General features: G+C 69.2%; 19 protein-coding genes. 7 read left to right on the forward strand and 12 right to left on the reverse strand.

Annotation, left to right across the window (positions count from 1 at the left end; genetic code table 11):
* Positions 1–55: 55 nt before the first annotated feature.
* The 4 genes from ACFHNC_RS14500 to ACFHNC_RS14515 all read left to right on the forward strand — a co-directional run bounded on the left by ACFHNC_RS14500 (position 56) and on the right by ACFHNC_RS14515 (position 2,307).
* A complete protein-coding gene (locus ACFHNC_RS14500; RefSeq protein ID WP_437169938.1) occupies positions 56–529 on the forward strand; it encodes a M23 family metallopeptidase in 474 nt (157 codons plus the stop codon).
* 39 nt (positions 530–568) lie between these two features.
* On the forward strand, positions 569–1,516 hold the full coding sequence (locus ACFHNC_RS14505; RefSeq protein WP_437169939.1) for a LysR family transcriptional regulator: 948 nt from the start codon (positions 569–571) through the stop codon (positions 1,514–1,516).
* A 94-nt stretch (positions 1,517–1,610) separates the two neighbouring features.
* Positions 1,611–1,964 (forward strand): hypothetical protein, encoded by a 354-nt coding sequence (locus ACFHNC_RS14510; RefSeq protein WP_437169940.1) that lies wholly within the window; start codon positions 1,611–1,613, stop codon positions 1,962–1,964.
* 133 nt (positions 1,965–2,097) lie between these two features.
* Entirely contained in the window at positions 2,098–2,307 is a 210-nt protein-coding gene (locus tag ACFHNC_RS14515; protein WP_437169941.1) for a DUF4170 domain-containing protein, read from the forward strand.
* Between the two features lie 7 nt (positions 2,308–2,314).
* Here ACFHNC_RS14515 and ACFHNC_RS14520 read toward each other — a convergent pair whose 3' ends face one another.
* The 6 genes from ACFHNC_RS14520 to ACFHNC_RS14545 are packed head-to-tail and all read right to left on the reverse strand — an operon-like array spanning position 2,315 to position 7,320.
* On the reverse strand, positions 2,315–3,259 hold the full coding sequence (locus ACFHNC_RS14520; protein ID WP_437169942.1) for a sterol desaturase family protein: 945 nt from the start codon (positions 3,257–3,259) through the stop codon (positions 2,315–2,317).
* The gene (mntR, locus tag ACFHNC_RS14525; RefSeq protein WP_437169943.1) at positions 3,256–3,738 is read right to left on the reverse strand and encodes a manganese-binding transcriptional regulator MntR; all 483 of its coding nucleotides are present in this window, start codon (positions 3,736–3,738) and stop codon (positions 3,256–3,258) included. The genes ACFHNC_RS14520 and mntR overlap by 4 nt, the downstream gene beginning before the upstream one ends.
* A 55-nt stretch (positions 3,739–3,793) precedes the next feature.
* A complete protein-coding gene (locus ACFHNC_RS14530; RefSeq protein WP_437169944.1) occupies positions 3,794–4,636 on the reverse strand; it encodes a metal ABC transporter permease in 843 nt (280 codons plus the stop codon).
* Positions 4,633–5,493, reverse strand: coding sequence for a metal ABC transporter permease (locus ACFHNC_RS14535; protein ID WP_437169945.1), 861 nt, complete (start codon positions 5,491–5,493; stop codon positions 4,633–4,635). Before ACFHNC_RS14535 ends, ACFHNC_RS14530 begins: the two co-directional genes overlap by 4 nt.
* Positions 5,494–5,506: 13 nt before the next feature.
* On the reverse strand, positions 5,507–6,397 hold the full coding sequence (locus ACFHNC_RS14540; protein ID WP_437169946.1) for a metal ABC transporter ATP-binding protein: 891 nt from the start codon (positions 6,395–6,397) through the stop codon (positions 5,507–5,509).
* A complete protein-coding gene (locus tag ACFHNC_RS14545; protein ID WP_437169947.1) occupies positions 6,397–7,320 on the reverse strand; it encodes a metal ABC transporter substrate-binding protein in 924 nt (307 codons plus the stop codon). Before ACFHNC_RS14545 ends, ACFHNC_RS14540 begins: the two co-directional genes overlap by 1 nt.
* Positions 7,321–7,645: 325 nt before the next feature.
* On the opposite strand from ACFHNC_RS14545, the gene ACFHNC_RS14550 reads away from it, so the two are divergent.
* Positions 7,646–7,852 (forward strand): cold-shock protein, encoded by a 207-nt coding sequence (locus tag ACFHNC_RS14550; protein WP_168051108.1) that lies wholly within the window; start codon positions 7,646–7,648, stop codon positions 7,850–7,852.
* Positions 7,853–7,939: 87 nt separating this feature from the next.
* On the opposite strand, the gene ACFHNC_RS14555 is transcribed toward ACFHNC_RS14550, so the two are convergent.
* From ACFHNC_RS14555 to rplM, 6 genes are all read right to left on the reverse strand, one after another.
* Positions 7,940–8,494 carry a hypothetical protein gene (locus tag ACFHNC_RS14555; protein ID WP_437169948.1) on the reverse strand — a complete coding sequence of 185 codons (555 nt, stop codon included), beginning with the start codon at positions 8,492–8,494 and terminating at the stop codon, positions 7,940–7,942.
* Positions 8,478–9,056, reverse strand: coding sequence for a hypothetical protein (locus ACFHNC_RS14560; RefSeq protein ID WP_437169949.1), 579 nt, complete (start codon positions 9,054–9,056; stop codon positions 8,478–8,480). Before ACFHNC_RS14560 ends, ACFHNC_RS14555 begins: the two co-directional genes overlap by 17 nt.
* 153 nt (positions 9,057–9,209) lie before the next feature.
* Entirely contained in the window at positions 9,210–9,740 is a 531-nt protein-coding gene (locus ACFHNC_RS14565) for a gamma carbonic anhydrase family protein (protein WP_437169950.1), read from the reverse strand.
* A gap of 70 nt (positions 9,741–9,810) precedes the next feature.
* Positions 9,811–10,770 carry an N-acetyl-gamma-glutamyl-phosphate reductase gene (gene argC, locus ACFHNC_RS14570; RefSeq protein ID WP_437169951.1) on the reverse strand — a complete coding sequence of 320 codons (960 nt, stop codon included), beginning with the start codon at positions 10,768–10,770 and terminating at the stop codon, positions 9,811–9,813.
* A 130-nt stretch (positions 10,771–10,900) separates the two neighbouring features.
* Complete coding sequence (rpsI, locus tag ACFHNC_RS14575) at positions 10,901–11,407, reverse strand: 30S ribosomal protein S9 (RefSeq protein ID WP_437169952.1); 507 nt, start codon at positions 11,405–11,407, stop codon at positions 10,901–10,903.
* A 2-nt stretch (positions 11,408–11,409) separates the two neighbouring features.
* Complete coding sequence (gene rplM / locus ACFHNC_RS14580; protein ID WP_437169953.1) at positions 11,410–11,913, reverse strand: 50S ribosomal protein L13; 504 nt, start codon at positions 11,911–11,913, stop codon at positions 11,410–11,412.
* A 177-nt stretch (positions 11,914–12,090) separates the two neighbouring features.
* Between rplM and ACFHNC_RS14585 the strand changes: the two genes are divergently transcribed.
* Both ACFHNC_RS14585 and ACFHNC_RS14590 read left to right on the forward strand, forming a co-directional pair.
* Positions 12,091–12,495 carry a VOC family protein gene (locus ACFHNC_RS14585; protein WP_437169954.1) on the forward strand — a complete coding sequence of 135 codons (405 nt, stop codon included), beginning with the start codon at positions 12,091–12,093 and terminating at the stop codon, positions 12,493–12,495.
* 36 nt (positions 12,496–12,531) lie between these two features.
* Positions 12,532–14,247: a dihydroxy-acid dehydratase gene (locus tag ACFHNC_RS14590; RefSeq protein ID WP_437169955.1), complete on the forward strand. Its 1,716-nt coding sequence runs from the start codon at positions 12,532–12,534 to the stop codon at positions 14,245–14,247.
* Positions 14,248–14,263: the final 16 nt, after the last annotated feature.

The following is a 14,263-nucleotide window of genomic DNA, read 5'->3' on the forward strand; positions in this document are numbered from 1 at the left end:
CCTTGCCACCATCCCGGGAGGGGCGCTACCGCCGCCCGGGATGGTGGATTTCTGCATGCGGGCCTTGGCGTTCGGATTGTTCGTTCTGGCTGCACCCGCCTTGGCCCAGCCGGCGCCCGGCGTATTGCAAGCGCCGCTCCGCCCCGCCTGCATCTCCTCCCCCTTCGGCGAGCGCGACGTGGCCGGCCCGCGCGCCTCACGCCACCATCGCGGCATCGATATCCCTGCCCCGGCCGGCGCCTGGGTGGTGGCCGCCGCAGCGGGCCAGGTGGTCGCGGTGCGGCGGCGGGGCGCGGCGGGGCTGGAGATGGAGCTGCGCCATGAAGGCGGCTTCGCCACCCGCTACGCGCATCTCGGCACCATAGCCCCCGCCCTGGCCTCCGGTCGGCGCCGGGTGGCGCGGGGGGAAAGGCTCGGCCGGATCGGGCGCAGCGGCGTCACCTATGGCACGCATCTGCATTTCGAGGTGGTGGTGGGCGGTGAGCCGGTGGACCCGGCCGCGTTCCTGGCACTACCGCGCTGCGGGTGATACCGTGGTGGAACCGTTTGCCGCGTCCGGGCGAAGCACGTGCAGCATGGGGTGGGCACGCCAATGGAATTGCGCGAGATGGGCTACTTCCTTGCGGCAAGTCGGACGCTGCACTTCACGCGCGCGGCAGCACTCTGCGGCGTAACGCAGCCCACGCTCACCCGCGGCATCCAGAAGCTGGAGAAGGAACTTGGCGCGCCGCTGTTTGCGCGCGAGGGCGGCACGACGCACCTGACCGCGCTGGGTCGCCTCGTGCAGCCGCGCATCGAGGATATCGTTGCCCGTAGCCGCTCGGTACAAAAACAGGCTTCGCTGCATTTGCGCCTCCAGGGGTCGGACCTGCGGCTTGGCGTGATGTGCTCGCTCGGGCCACAGCGCTTCGGCGCACTGCTTGGGCGCTTCCGCGTGGCGGAGCCGGGTGTCGATATCAGCCTGGCGGATGCAACGCCTGACCGCCTCGCGGAGCTGCTGCTGCAGGGAGAACTCGACGCCGCGCTAATGGTACAGCCGGCGGACTACCACGAGCGCCTGAAGCCGGAGCCACTTTATGCCGAGCGCTTCCTGGTCGCCTGCGCGCCCAGCCACCCCTTTGCCGAACGCCGGTCCATCACCATGCAGGACATGGATGGCCAGGCGTATCTGTCCCGGATCAATTGCGAGCATCGGGACGTGCTGCGGGAGCATCTGTCCGCGGCCGGGGCCAGGCTGATCAGCGCCTGCCGCAGTGAGCGGGAGGATTGGATTCAGTGCCTGGTCGCCGCCGGCATGGGCGTCTGCTTCCTGCCGGAATTCAGCGCCGTGCAGTCCGGCCTGGTGCTTCGGCCGGTGGACGATGCGCCGCTGGCGCGACAGGTCTGCCTGGTGACGGTGGTGGGCCGCCGCTGGTCCGGTCCTTTGGCACGTTTCGTGGAGGTTCTGCGCCGCACGCGCTTCGCCGCGCCGGTGGCGAATGACCAGCCACATGCGCCGCGTGCATTGTTCCGATAGCGCCGGCGTATCAGGGCTGCACGGCCGGCCCAGCTTCCGAAAAACTGCCGCCAGCGCGGCACTCTGCCGCCTACGCAACGGGAGAGACACCGACATGACTCCGATCCGCACGATGCTTCTGTCCGCCGCCGCCCTCCTGCTGGCCGCGCCGATTGCCGCCACCGACGCCCTCGCGCAGGGCTACCCGCGCGTCACCGGCACTGGGGAGAACATGATGGTCGAGTACGGTCCAATGGGCCAGGGCAACCTGGCCGGCGGCGGCCGCGTGATGGTCACGGAGGTCAGTGGCATGGATGTGCAGGTGGTGCACCTGGACGCCCTTTTCGCGAAGACTCCACGCGAAGGCTATGTGGCGATGACCATCGGCTCGGGCGAGTCGCAGGAGACGGTTTACGTCCCTGCGGCGATGGTGGAGATGCTGCGACGCGCCCGCGGCACCCAACGCTAGAACGGGTCTGCCACCTTTTCATCGGTTGTGAAGGCCCGCATGCGCAGGCTCAAACGGGTTTCCCGGACCGGGCATTTCCGGCCACCGGGGAAACGCGGTATTGCTGCACTGCCGCATGAACAAGGGACCAGCGATGAACGAGCGACAGATCTGGGTGGTCTGGGGTGGCGTCTTCACCGACACCAACTTCACCATCCTGGAGCCCGGGACGGAGGAGTTGCACGGCCCCTACCATGACGAAGCCACCGCAACCCGCGCCTGGCAGGACCATATGCGCCGCAAGGTGGATATCGCGACGCACCGGCTGTTCGTGATGCTGGCGCAACCGACCAAGGTGGCCTGAGCCTGCCCTACGGCTGCTCCGGCATCCGCCGGCGCCGCCCGAAGGCGGCACGCAGCCCGGCCACCTGCTGCGCCAGGAAACCGCCGGAGACAATCGCCTCATCCGCCCCCGGAACCCCGGTGGCGGGGAAATGGCGGCGGTTCCAGTCGGCGGTGCCGAACATCCAGTCCCAGACCGGCAGCAGCACGCCGTAATTCACCCCCTGCACGTCCGTGGATTGCACGCCGTGATGCGCGCGGTGAAAGCGCGGCGAGACCAGCAGGCGTTCCCCCACCCGCCCGAAGCTGAGCCGCGCATTGGCATGGGACAGCGATTCGACGATGCGGGTGACCAGCACGATCACCGGGAACTGGGCCGGCGGCACGCCTATGGCGAGCGCCAGCAGGCCGAGCCAGACGGCGGCGATCACGTCATCCAGCAGGTGGTTCCGGTCATCGGTCCAGAAGGTCATCTGCTTCTGGGCGTGGTGCACGGCGTGCAGTTCCCACCACCAGGGAATGGCGTGCTGCAGCCGGTGGCGCCAATACTCGCCGAAATCCAGCACCACGACATAGACCGCGAGCGCCACCAGCGGCGCCTCCCGCAGCGCCGGGAACAGCGATTCCAGCGTCGGCGGCACCGCGCCGAAATCCACGATGGTGCCGTGCAGCCAGACCTGGATCGGCCGGAACAGCACGAACACCGCCAGCGGCAGGATGCCGAGGCGGATCAGCAGCGTGTAGAGAATATCCGTGTGCACCGGGCCCTGGTCATCCCAGCGTTCCACCGGCCGCCACTTCTCCAGCGTGCCGCACAGGGCGATGCAAACGGCGATCTGCACCAGACCGAGCAGGGCGAAGCCGAGCCAGTCGAAGGCCTCCTCCTCCCACGTCATCAGGCCCAGATTATACAGCGCCGGGATCAGCCAGGCCTCATGGACGCTGGCGCGGATGGCATCGAGCAGGTCGATCATTCGGGCGCCTTGCCTCCTTCGGCCAGGAAACGCTCGAAGGCGGCGAGCGTGGCGTCGCTGACATGATGCTCGATGCCCTCGGCATCCGACTCCGCAATATCGGCCGGCACACCGAGGGCTGCGAGGAAGGCGACCACGGTCTGATGCCGGGCGCGGACGCGGCGGGCCAGTTCGTGACCGGCATCGGTCAGGAAAACGCCGCGATAAGGCTTCGAATGGGCCAGGCCGTCGCGCTTCAGACGGCCGATGGTCTTGATGGCGGTGGCGTGGGTGACGCCGAGGCGGCGGGCAATGTCGGTCGGCCGCGCCTCCGCGTCGCGCTCCAGCAGATCAGCGATGATCTCGACGTAATCCTCCGCCAGCGCGGCGGCGCGGGCGGTGCGGGCAGAGGCGTGACGCGCGGCCTCATCCGCCCCCTCCAGCCCGTGATCGGGCAGGTCGGGCGGATCAGGCTCCGCGCTGGTATCGGCCGTGGTCATCGCCTGAAGCTAGCACCGCGGCAGCCCGGTGCCAATTTGTGGCACGGGCTTCACATTATGTCGCAGCGACGCGGCGCCGCCGCAACAAGCCGTGGCGTGGGGACGCCGCCAGCGCCACCAGGAAAATGGCGGTCAGCGCCAGCACGATGGAACCGGCGGTGGAGGCATCCAGCATGAAGCTCACCTGGATGCCGACAACCGTCGCGGTGCAGGCACTCGCCACCGCCACCCAGACCATGCGGCCGAAGCGGTCCGTCATCAGGACGCCGATGGCGCCGGGCGTGATCAGCAGGGCCACCACCAGGATGACGCCCACCGCCTGGACGCCTGCCACGATGCTGGCCGCCAGCACCGTCAGCAGCAGCAGGCGCAGCCGCCCGACATGCAGGCCGACGATGCGCGCCTGGCCCGGATCGAAGCAGAACAGCACCAGGTCCCGCCCGCGGACGGCCAGGATCAGCAGGGCGGCGGTGGCGATGCCCAGCGTGGTCCAGAAATCCTCGGCCTCGATCCCCAGGATGCTGCCGAACAGGACATGGGAGAGGTGAACATTGGTCTGCACCTGCGTCAGCAGGATAAGCCCAACCGCGAACATGCCGCTGAACACCACCCCCATCGCCGCATCCTCCTTGACGCGGGAGGTGGCGCGGATGGCGCCGGAGGCGATGGCGCAGGTGAGGCCCGCGACGAAGGCGCCGATCACCAGCGGCAGGCCGATCAGCCAGGCGATCACCACGCCGGGCAGGATGGCATGGCTGACCGCATCGCCCATCAGCGACCAGCCCTTCAGCACCACGAAGCAGGACAGGATGGCGGACAGCCCCGCCACCATCAGCCCGACGGCCAGTGCCTGGTACATGAAGCCGTATTGCCAAGGCTGGAGCAGCGCCTCGATCATGCAGCTTTCTCCACGGCCTTGGCGGCGGCGCGGCGGCTGGCACGGATGCCATGCTTCGGCGCGAAGACCAGCACGATGACGAAGATCGCCGCCTGCAACGCCACGATGCTGCCGCCGGTGGAGCCATCCAGGAAGTAGCTGGCATAGGCGCCGATCAGCCCGGTGGTGGCGCCGATGAAGGTGGCGATCGCCGCCATCCGCCCGAAGCGATCCGCCAGCAGGTAGGCGGTGGCGCCCGGCGTCACCAGCATGCCGATCACCAGGATCGCGCCCACCGCCTGCAACCCGGCCACCGCGGTGGCCGCCAGCAGCATCAGCAGCAGGATGCGCATATGCGAAGGATTGCCGCCGGCCGCGACAAGCTGCACCGGGTCGAACAGCGACAGCATCAGGTCGCGCCCCCAGATGCCCAGCACGAGCGCCACCACGCCGGCGATGATCGCCATCTGGACGATATCCGCATCCGCGATGCCCAGCACATTGCCGAAGATGATGGTCCGCAGCCGGACATCAGAGGGGAACAGCGACAGCAGGAACAGGCCGAGGCCGAAGAAGCCGGTGAAGACCACGCCGATCACCGCATCCTCCCGGATCGGGGTGCGGCCGCGCAGCCCGGCCATGGCAAGTGCGGCCAGCATGCCGGAGGCGAAGGCGCCGATGGCGAAGGGAATGCCGCCGAGCCAGGCGAGCACCACGCCGGGCACGATGGCATGGCTCAGCGCATCGCCCATCAGCGACCAGCCCTTCAGCACCACATAGCAGGACAGCAGCCCGGCGACGGCGCCGACCAGGGCCGAGATCCCCATGGCGCGCAGCATGTAGTCGTATTCGAAGGGGATCAGCAGTTCGCTCAGCACGCGCGCACTACCCTCACAGATCCTGCGTCAGCCGGCCGAGCACCCGGCCATCCGGCGCCATCACCAGCGGCCGCTCATCATCCGACAGCACCACCACGTGCCCGGCCTCCAGCGGCGCATGCGCCTTGGCCTGTTCGGGCAGGCTGTGCTGGCGCAGCGCGCCGCCGAAGGCGCGCAGCAGGTTGGGGCCGGTGAAGACCTCTGGCGTCGGGCCCGCGGCCAGCACGGTGCGGTTCACCAGCACCACATGGTCGCAGAACGTGGGCACGGAGCCGAGGTTGTGGGTGGAGACCAGGATGATCCGCCCTTCCTCCCGCAACTGCTTCAGCAGATCAACAATCGCGTCCTCCGTCGTCACATCCACCCCGGTGAAGGGCTCGTCCAGCAGCAGCAATTCGCCGCCCTGCGCCAAAGCGCGGGCCAGGAAGACGCGCTTGCGCTGGCCGCCCGAAAGCTCGCCGATCTGGCGCTCCGCGAGATCGGACATGCCGACACGCGCCAGCGCGGCATCCACCGCCTGATGGTCCACCGCGCGCGGGAAGCGGAGGATGTTCATGTGGCCGTAGCGGCCCATCATCACCACGTCGCGCACGCCGACGGGGAAGGACCAGTCCACCTCCTCCGCCTGCGGCACATAGGCGACGAGGTTGCGCTTCAGCGCCGCCTGCACCTTTTCCCCGCCGATCCGCACCTGCCCGGCGGAGGGCCGCACCAGGCCCATGATGGCCTTGAACAGCGTGGATTTGCCGCTGCCATTCACCCCAACCAGGCCGCAGACCGTGCCGGGGGCCAGGGTGAAGCTGGCATCGCGCAGCGCCAGGTGCCCGTTCGGGTAGGCCACGGAGACGCCCTCGACGGACAGGCCGGCCCGGGTGCCGATCGGACGCGCCAGCGCGCCGTCCATCAGCGGTTCGCCTGGTTGCCGAAAAAGCCGCGCAGGATGATATCCGCATTGGCCTCCAGCAGCTTGAGGTAGGTGGGCGCGGGGCCGTCCTCGGCCGTCAGGCTGTCCACGAACAGCGCGCCGCCGTAACGGGCACCGGCCTCCCGCGCCACCTGGCGCATCGGGCGGTCATTCACCGTGCTTTCGCAGAACACCGCGGGCACACGGGTGCGGCGTACCGTGTCGATCATCGCGCGGACCTGGCGCGGCGTGCCCTCATCTTCCGAATTGATCGGCCAGAGATAGGCCTCCTGCAACCCGTAGTCGCGGGTCAGGTAGCTGAAGGCGCCCTCGCAGGTGGCGAGCACGCGGCGATCCGCCGGCAGGCGGGCCAGGCTTGCGCGCAGCCGGGCGTCCACCGCGCGGATCTGCCCGGCATAGCGCTCGGCATTGGCGGCGAAGGTGGCGGCATTGGCGGGGTCGAGATCGGCCAGCGCCTTGCGGATGTTCTCGACATAGATCAGCGCCAGCGTGGGCGACATCCAGGCATGCGGGTTGGGCTGGTTCTCGTACGGGCCCTGGCCGATGCCGATCGGCGTGATCCCCTCCGTCAGCACGGCCTGGCGGGTGGTGCCGGCGCGGCTGAAGAAACGCTCGAACCAGCGCTCCAGCCCCATGCCGTTCCACAGCACGAGGTCGGCCGAGCGGGCGCGGACCACATCGAGCGGCGTTGGCTCATAGTCATGGATCTCGGCGCCCGGGCGCGTGAGGCTTTCAACCAGCGCCGCCTCCCCGGCCACGTTCTGTGCCATATCGGCCAGCACGGTGAAGGTGGCGACGATGCGCTTCGGTGCCTGTGCGGCAGCGGTATCGGCGGTGGCAACGAGTGTGGCAACACCGAGCGTGGCAGCCAGCAGGCGGCGGCGAGAGGCGGAACCGGTCATGTCTGTCCCTTGCTGTGTCGCAGGTTGGTTGCGGATGGGTGTCGTCTCGGGTTGATGATCTTGCCTTACCGTCAGTATGTAGCCAAGGCTACAGACGCCGCAAGACCCCCCGCGGATCGCAGACGCGCGAGGTCCCATCCGAAATCCCCATGACGGGTTGCAATCCCGGCGTGCAGCCGTCATATCAGCCGGGTCATCGTCGTTTGGTCCGGCCTGCCCCTCCTGCTCATCCATTGAGTGCCGAGCCTGGTGTCCGTTTCCCCTCAGCGTGATCCGCACCGCGATGTCGCGATGCGGCCCCTCTCATGAACGGAACACCTCCATCATGGCTATCGGCACTGTTAAGTGGTTCAACGCAACCAAGGGCTACGGCTTCATCCAGCCGGAAGACGGCTCCAAGGACGTCTTCCTGCACATCTCCGATGTGCAGCGCGCCGGTCTTCAGGACCCGCGCGAGGGCGACAAGATCGAGTACGAGATTCAGCGCGGCCAGCAGGGCAAGGAATCTGCCGGCAACCTGAAGCGCGTCTGATGCGCCGGGCCGGTTGATCCGGCCCGCGTTTCGCGCCTTCCAACGGCCCCGTCGCCTCGCGCGACGGGGCCGTTGTGCTGTCCGGGGTCAGTCGAGATCCCAGCGTCCGTCATTCAGCAACTCGGATTGCGCCAGGCCGGTCGCCTCCGCGGCGTGCGGAAACGGCGGCAGCGCGGCCAGGCGCCGCAGCACAGCCCCACCCTGCCCGCCCGAGACCGGGTCCAGAGCCGCCTCCGCCCGCAAGGGTTGACCCGTCTCAAGCGCACGGGCCGCGCCGAGCATGGCAGCGGCAGCCGCGGCCGGCGCGATGGTTTCCGGCACGCCCAGCGCCGCCCGCAACTCCGCGCGTCCCGCGCGCAGCGAAGGCCCGAGCAGCGGTGAAGCGCGCCGCCAATCCGGTTGCTGCACCAGCATAGCCGCCAGCCATTCCAACCGCGCCGCCTGCCGCGCCGCCTCGGCCGGCCGATTGGCCAGACCCGCCGTATCGGCGAAGGCCGGAGCGGCCGCGAGCACCGCGGCGCGTATCGGGTCTCCGGCACCTTCCGGCATCGCCAGCGGCACATCCTGCTGGATGGGCGGCGGCTGCGCTGCGCAGGCGGCGAGCAGCAGAAGCGCCGGGATCGCCTTAGAAGCGAAGCTCAAGCCGGTTCCGATTGCTGTCACGCCGGTTCAAGGCATCCCGCGCCCGGGCGGTGGCCGCGGCGGCGCGGGGCAGCGGAGGCAGGTCCGCCAGCCGGGCCAGCGCCGCATCGGCGCCACCCGGCCCGGTCAGCGCGGCCAGCCGTGCGCCGGCCGTGGCGCGATCGCCCTGCCGCAGCGCGGCGGCGGCGCCATGGAGCGAATCCACCGCGACCTGGGGCGAGGCCTCCTGCCGGAAGCCCAGCGCCGCCCGCGCCTCCGCCCTGGCCTGGCGCAGCTCGGTCGAGACCAGCGGATGCATGTCCCGCCAGGCCCCGCCGAAACCCAGCTCCACGGTGAGGTATTCAAGCTGCGCCAAGGCCACCGCCGCAGCGGCCGGGTCGCCGGCCAGGCTGGAGGGCCTGCCGAAGGCGTAGGAGGAGGCGAGGATGGCGCCACGCGTCGGGTCCCCCACGCCGGGCGAGTCCGCGGAGGGCGGCAGGGTCACCGATTCCGGCGGCGGCATCGGCGCACAGCCGGCGGTCAGCAGCAGGCCGGTGGCCAGGGCGGCAAGGGAAAATCGCATGGCGGGCGGCCCTTTCTGGCGGGGTGCGAGACTCCCGCGAAATGGGGCGCCCGGGACGCCCCGCCAAGTCACGCCTCGGCGGGGCGAGGTAGGGTTCGGCTACCCACGCGCCAATGAGGCGCGCATTTACCCCCGCGCCAGGCTGGCGCGCATTTACCCCCGCGCCAGGCTGGCGCGATGCCGCTTGGCCAGCGCGACATAATTCGGCGCCGTGCGGTCGAACTTGCCGCGTTCCTCGGCCGACATCACCCGCACCAGCTTGGCCGGGCTGCCCATCCACAACTCATTCGGGCCGATCACCTTGCCGGGCGGCAGCATGCCGCCGGCACCGAGCATCCCGCCCTCCTCGATCACCGCGCGGTCCAGCACGGTGGCGCCCATGCCGACGAAGGCGCGGTTCTTCAGCGTGCAGGCATGGATGATGCAGGCATGGCCGATGGTGACATCATCGCCGATGATCAGCGGCTCCGCCCCTGCATTCAGGTGCAGCACGCTGCCATCCTGGATGTTGGTGCGGGCGCCGATGCGCATGATGTTGGTGTCGCCGCGCAGGACGCAGTGATACCAGACGCTGCTGTCTTCCCCGATCTCGACATCGCCGATGACGATCGCAGTCGGCGCCACCCAGGCCTCCGGATGAATCTTTGGAACCTTATCCTCGAAGGGGATGATGGGACCGGTCATGTCGTTCTTCTCTCCCAGTTCATGCGCATTTTCCGAGTCGTCAGACGATTCCGCCTGACTTGAAAATGCTTCAGGCCGCCAGCGGCAGGGCGGCGGAGACGTCCACGCCCAGCATCAGGCCGATATTCTGCACCGCGGCGCCGGATGCACCCTTGCCCAGATTATCCAGCTTGGCCACCAGCACCGCCTGTCCCTGCGTCACATTCCCGAACACGCGCAGTTCCAGGAAATTGCTGCCGTTGAGCTCCTCCGGCGCCAGCCGCGCCTTCGGGTCCGCCGCCGCCACCCGCACCCAGCCGCTGCCGGCATAGGCCGCGCGCAGGCAGGCTTCGAGGTCGGCCGGCGTCGGCTTGCCCTTCAGCAGGTCGAGGTGCAGCGGCACGGAAACCAGCATCCCCTGCGCGAAATCGCCGACGGAGGGCACGAAGATCGGCCGCCGCGTCAGCGCGCCATAGCGCTGCATTTCCGGCACATGCTTGTGGTCCAAATTCAGCCCATACAGGAAGAAGGGCGCCGCGGTGCGGGTCGGCTCGAACTCCGCGATCATCTGCTTGCCGCCGCCGGAATAGCCGGAGACCGCGTTGACCGTGATGGGATAGTCGGCGGGCAGAAGGCCGGCTTCGACCAGCGGGCGGATCAGCGCGATGCCACCGGTCGGGTAGCAGCCGGGGTTGGAGACACGCATCGCGCCGGCCACCGCTTGCGCCTGCGCCGCGTTCAATTCGGGGAAGCCATAGACCCAGTCCGGGTCCACCCGATGCGCGGTGGAAGCATCGACCAGCTTCGGCGCCTCGGCGCCCAGGCCAGCGGCCATGGCGGCGCTTTCCTTGGCGGCGACATCCGGAAGGCACAGGACAACGAGGTCCACCTCCGCCATCAGCGCGCGCTTGGCGGCTGGGTCCTTGCGCTGCTCATCGGGGATGGAGCGTAGCGCGATGCCGGGGAAATGCGCCAGACGGTCGCGGATCTGCAGGCCGGTGGTGCCGGCTTCGCCGTCGATGAAGACGCTGGGGATGGGGCCCTTGGCCATGGTCGTGTTCCCTCGGATCGCACGCATGCCGCCCTCCGGCGGCCGAAAAAGCAAGAGGGGCAGGCCCTTGCGGACCTGCCCCCCTGTATATCCAGCCATGCGGCCGGGCGTGACGCCCGTCCGCGAGGCGTCAGCGCTTGGAGAACTGGAAGGATCGGCGGGCCTTCGCCTTGCCGTACTTCTTGCGCTCGACCACGCGGCTGTCGCGCGTCAGGAAGCCGGCCTTCTTCAGAATGCCGCGCAGGCCCGGCTCGTAGTAGGTCAGGGCGCGGGTGATGCCGTGGCGCAGCGCGCCGGCCTGGCCGGAGAGGCCACCGCCGACCACCGTCGCGAAGACGTCGAACTGCTGGTCGCGGTCGGCCACCAGGAAGGGCTGGCCGATCACCATCCGCAGCACGGGGCGCGCGAAATAGGTGGTGGAGGGCTTGCCGTTGACCACGATGTTGCCCTTGCCGGGCTTCACCCAGACGCGGGCGATCGCGTTCTTGCGGCGGCCGGTGGCGTAGGAACGGCCCTGCGCGTCACGCTTCGGGGCGACGATCGCTGCCGGCTCGGCGGCGGGGCCACCGGCGGCCGCAACCAGGTCCTTCAGTTCGGCCAGGGACCCGCCGGTGCGGGTGGATTCGGTCTCGCTCATGCTCAGGCAGCCTTACCAGCGGCGGCCTTCGCGGGGGCGCCGAAGACGTTCTTGCGGTTCATCGCGCCGACATCCAGCGCGGCCGGGGTGTTGCCGGCATGCGGGTGTTCCGGCCCGGAATAGACATGCAGGTTCCGCATCTGGGCGCGGCCGAGCGGGCCACGCGTGATCATGCGCTCCACCGCCTTCTCCAGCACCCGCTCGGGATGCGGGCTGGCCAGGCGCTCGGCCAGGGTGCGACCCTTGATGCCGCCGGCATAGCCGGTGTGCCAGTAGAACACGGACTGCTCGGCCTTCTGGCCGGTCACCCGGACCTTCTTCGCGTTGATCACGACGACATGGTCGCCGCAATCCACATGCGGGGTGAAGGTGGGCTTGTGCTTGCCGCGCAGGCGGTTGGCGATGATGCTGGCGAGGCGGCCGAGCACGAGGCCCTCCGCGTCGATCAGCACCCAGTTCTTGGTGACCTCCGCCGGCTTGATGGAGGTGGTTTGCCGAGTAAGCATCTGCTTCGTAATTCCGAGTATCGGTCTGGCGCGCTGTATCGGGGGACAGGGCCGGAAAGTCAAGCGAAACCGGGGTTTTCCGATGGCGGTAGCGGGATACCGCCAACCCACGCTAGCCCGCAAGACGCATCAGGCGCGGCCATGGCAGAACCCGTGCGAGCAACCGGAGACCCCGCCATGTTCAGCCACGTCACCCTCGGCACCAATGACTTCTCCCGCGCCATGAGCTTCTACGATGCGCTGCTCGCCCCGCTCGGCCTGGCGCGCTTCCACACGGATGCGGCACAAGGCCATGCCGGCTACGCCGCCAACCCGGACTCCAGCCCGCAATTCTGGCTGCTGCGCCCGATCGATGGCCGCCCGGCCAGTCCCGGCAATGGCGGCACCCTGGCCTTCGAGGCGCGCGACCGCGCCACCGTCCGCGCCGTCCATGCCGCCGGCCTGACGCAGGGCGGGGCTGAGGAGGGTAGCCCTGGGCTGCGGCCGCATTATCATGCGGATTACTACGGGGCGTATCTGCGCGACCTCGATGGCAACAAGCTCTGCGTCGTCTGTCACCGCCCGGAAAGCCACCCGGACTGAAGGTGGGCGGCGCCGGAGCGTGGGAGAGACACCAGAATGACCGACAAGCCGGACGCGCCGAAACCGCACGGCCTGGGCAGGAATGCCTCCAACTACGGCGATCGCGATTTCGCGCTGTATCTGCGCCGGTCCTTCGCCAAATCCATGGGCTATTCCCAGGCCATGCTGGACAAGCCCGTGGTCGGCATCGCCGATACGGGGTCCGACTACAATAATTGCCACCGCACGGCGCCGGAACTGATCGATGCGGTGAAGCGCGGCGTGCTGGCCGCCGGCGGCCTGCCGCTGGCCTTCCCGACCATCAGCATCTGCGAGCCTTCGCTCTCCCCGTGCTCCATGCACTACCGCAACCTGATGGCGCTCGACACGGAAGCGATGCTGGCGAACCAGCCGATGGATGCGGCGGTGCTGGTGGGCGGCTGCGACAAGACGGTGCCTGCTCAGCTCATGGCTGCCATCTCCTCCGGCACGCCCAGCGTCATGCTGGTGGTGGGGCCGATGCTGGCGCAGTCCTTTGCCGGCGAACGCCTTTCCGCCTGCACCGACTGCCGCCGCTACTGGGCGCGCTACCGGGCGGGCGAGGTGACCGGCGAGCGCATCAAGACGCTGGAGGGCAAGCTCGCCACCACCGCCGGCACCTGCGGCGTGATGGGCACGGCCAGCACCATGGCCTGCATCGCCAGCGTGCTCGGCTTCATGCCGCTGGATGCCGCCTCCGCCCCCGCGGTGCATGCGGACCGGCTGCGGATGGCGGAGGAAGCGGGCGCGCAGGCGGTGCGGCTGATCAACAAGCCCGTCACGCCGCTGTCGCTGATGACGCAGGGCAATCTGGACAATGCCGTGCGGGTGCTGCTGTCCATCGGCGGGTCCACCAATGCCGTGGTGCATCTGGCCGCCATCGCCGGCCGCGCCGGGCTGAAGCTGGACCTCAAGCGCCTCGACGAGCTCAGTGAGACCACCCCCGTGCTGGTCGACCTGAAGCCGACCGGCGAGGGCTACATGGAGGATTTCCACAGCGCCGGCGGCATGCAGGCGCTGCTGTGGGAGATCCGCGACCTGCTGGACCTCGACACGCTGGACCTGGATGGCGTGACGCTGCGCGACCGCATCGGCGATGGAAGCCACTTCGTCGACCGCAAGATCATCCGCGCCCGCGAAACGCCGGTGAGCCCGGTGGGCGGCCTCGTCACGCTGTATGGGTCGCTGGCGCCGGACGGCGCCATCCTCAAGCGCAGCGCCGCCACCCCTGCCCTGTTCGAGACGGAGGCGCGCTGCCTGGTGTTCGATGGGCTGGAGGATCTGGCGAACCGGATCGACGACCCGGAGCTCGACGTGCTGGCAACCGACATCCTGGTACTGAAGAATGTCGGCCCACGCTCCCCGGCCGGCATGCCGGAAGCCGGCTACCTGCCGATTCCGAAGAAGCTCGCCCGCCAGGGCGTGAAGGACATGGTGCGGATTTCCGACTGCCGCATGTCCGGCACCGCCTTCGGCACCATCGTGCTGCATGTGGCGCCCGAGGCCTCGGTCGGCGGCCCGCTCGCCTTGGCCGAGACCGGGGACCGCATCCGGCTTTCCGTGAAGGACCGCCGGATCGAGCTGCTGGTGGCGGAGGATGAGATGGCACGCCGCCGCGCGCTGTGGTCCCCGGCCCCGGCCCCCGCCCGTGGTTGGGACCGGCTGGTGCATGAACAGGTGACCCAGGCACCGCAGGGTGCGGACCTCGCCTTCATGTTGCCGCCCACCGCCTGAACCCCGTGGTGTGAGC

The sequence above is a fragment of the Falsiroseomonas sp. E2-1-a4 genome (genome assembly GCF_051433165.1).
In the GTDB taxonomy this organism is placed as follows: domain Bacteria; phylum Pseudomonadota; class Alphaproteobacteria; order Acetobacterales; family Acetobacteraceae; genus Falsiroseomonas.

Coding starts and splice junctions, on each gene's coding strand:
- ACFHNC_RS14565 (WP_437169950.1), bottom strand. CDS start 9,740: ATGACCGGTCCCATCATCCCCTTCGAGGATAAGGTTCCAAAGATTCAT.
- ACFHNC_RS14585 (WP_437169954.1), top strand. CDS start 12,091: ATGTTCAGCCACGTCACCCTCGGCACCAATGACTTCTCCCGCGCCATG.
- ACFHNC_RS14515 (WP_437169941.1), top strand. CDS start 2,098: ATGAACGAGCGACAGATCTGGGTGGTCTGGGGTGGCGTCTTCACCGAC.
- rplM (WP_437169953.1), bottom strand. CDS start 11,913: ATGCTTACTCGGCAAACCACCTCCATCAAGCCGGCGGAGGTCACCAAG.
- ACFHNC_RS14590 (WP_437169955.1), top strand. CDS start 12,532: ATGACCGACAAGCCGGACGCGCCGAAACCGCACGGCCTGGGCAGGAAT.
- ACFHNC_RS14545 (WP_437169947.1), bottom strand. CDS start 7,320: ATGACCGGTTCCGCCTCTCGCCGCCGCCTGCTGGCTGCCACGCTCGGT.
- ACFHNC_RS14540 (WP_437169946.1), bottom strand. CDS start 6,397: ATGGACGGCGCGCTGGCGCGTCCGATCGGCACCCGGGCCGGCCTGTCC.
- argC (WP_437169951.1), bottom strand. CDS start 10,770: ATGGCCAAGGGCCCCATCCCCAGCGTCTTCATCGACGGCGAAGCCGGC.
- ACFHNC_RS14520 (WP_437169942.1), bottom strand. CDS start 3,259: ATGATCGACCTGCTCGATGCCATCCGCGCCAGCGTCCATGAGGCCTGG.
- ACFHNC_RS14530 (WP_437169944.1), bottom strand. CDS start 4,636: ATGATCGAGGCGCTGCTCCAGCCTTGGCAATACGGCTTCATGTACCAG.
- ACFHNC_RS14510 (WP_437169940.1), top strand. CDS start 1,611: ATGACTCCGATCCGCACGATGCTTCTGTCCGCCGCCGCCCTCCTGCTG.
- ACFHNC_RS14560 (WP_437169949.1), bottom strand. CDS start 9,056: ATGCGATTTTCCCTTGCCGCCCTGGCCACCGGCCTGCTGCTGACCGCC.
- mntR (WP_437169943.1), bottom strand. CDS start 3,738: ATGACCACGGCCGATACCAGCGCGGAGCCTGATCCGCCCGACCTGCCC.
- rpsI (WP_437169952.1), bottom strand. CDS start 11,407: ATGAGCGAGACCGAATCCACCCGCACCGGCGGGTCCCTGGCCGAACTG.
- ACFHNC_RS14550 (WP_168051108.1), top strand. CDS start 7,646: ATGGCTATCGGCACTGTTAAGTGGTTCAACGCAACCAAGGGCTACGGC.
- ACFHNC_RS14500 (WP_437169938.1), top strand. CDS start 56: ATGCGGGCCTTGGCGTTCGGATTGTTCGTTCTGGCTGCACCCGCCTTG.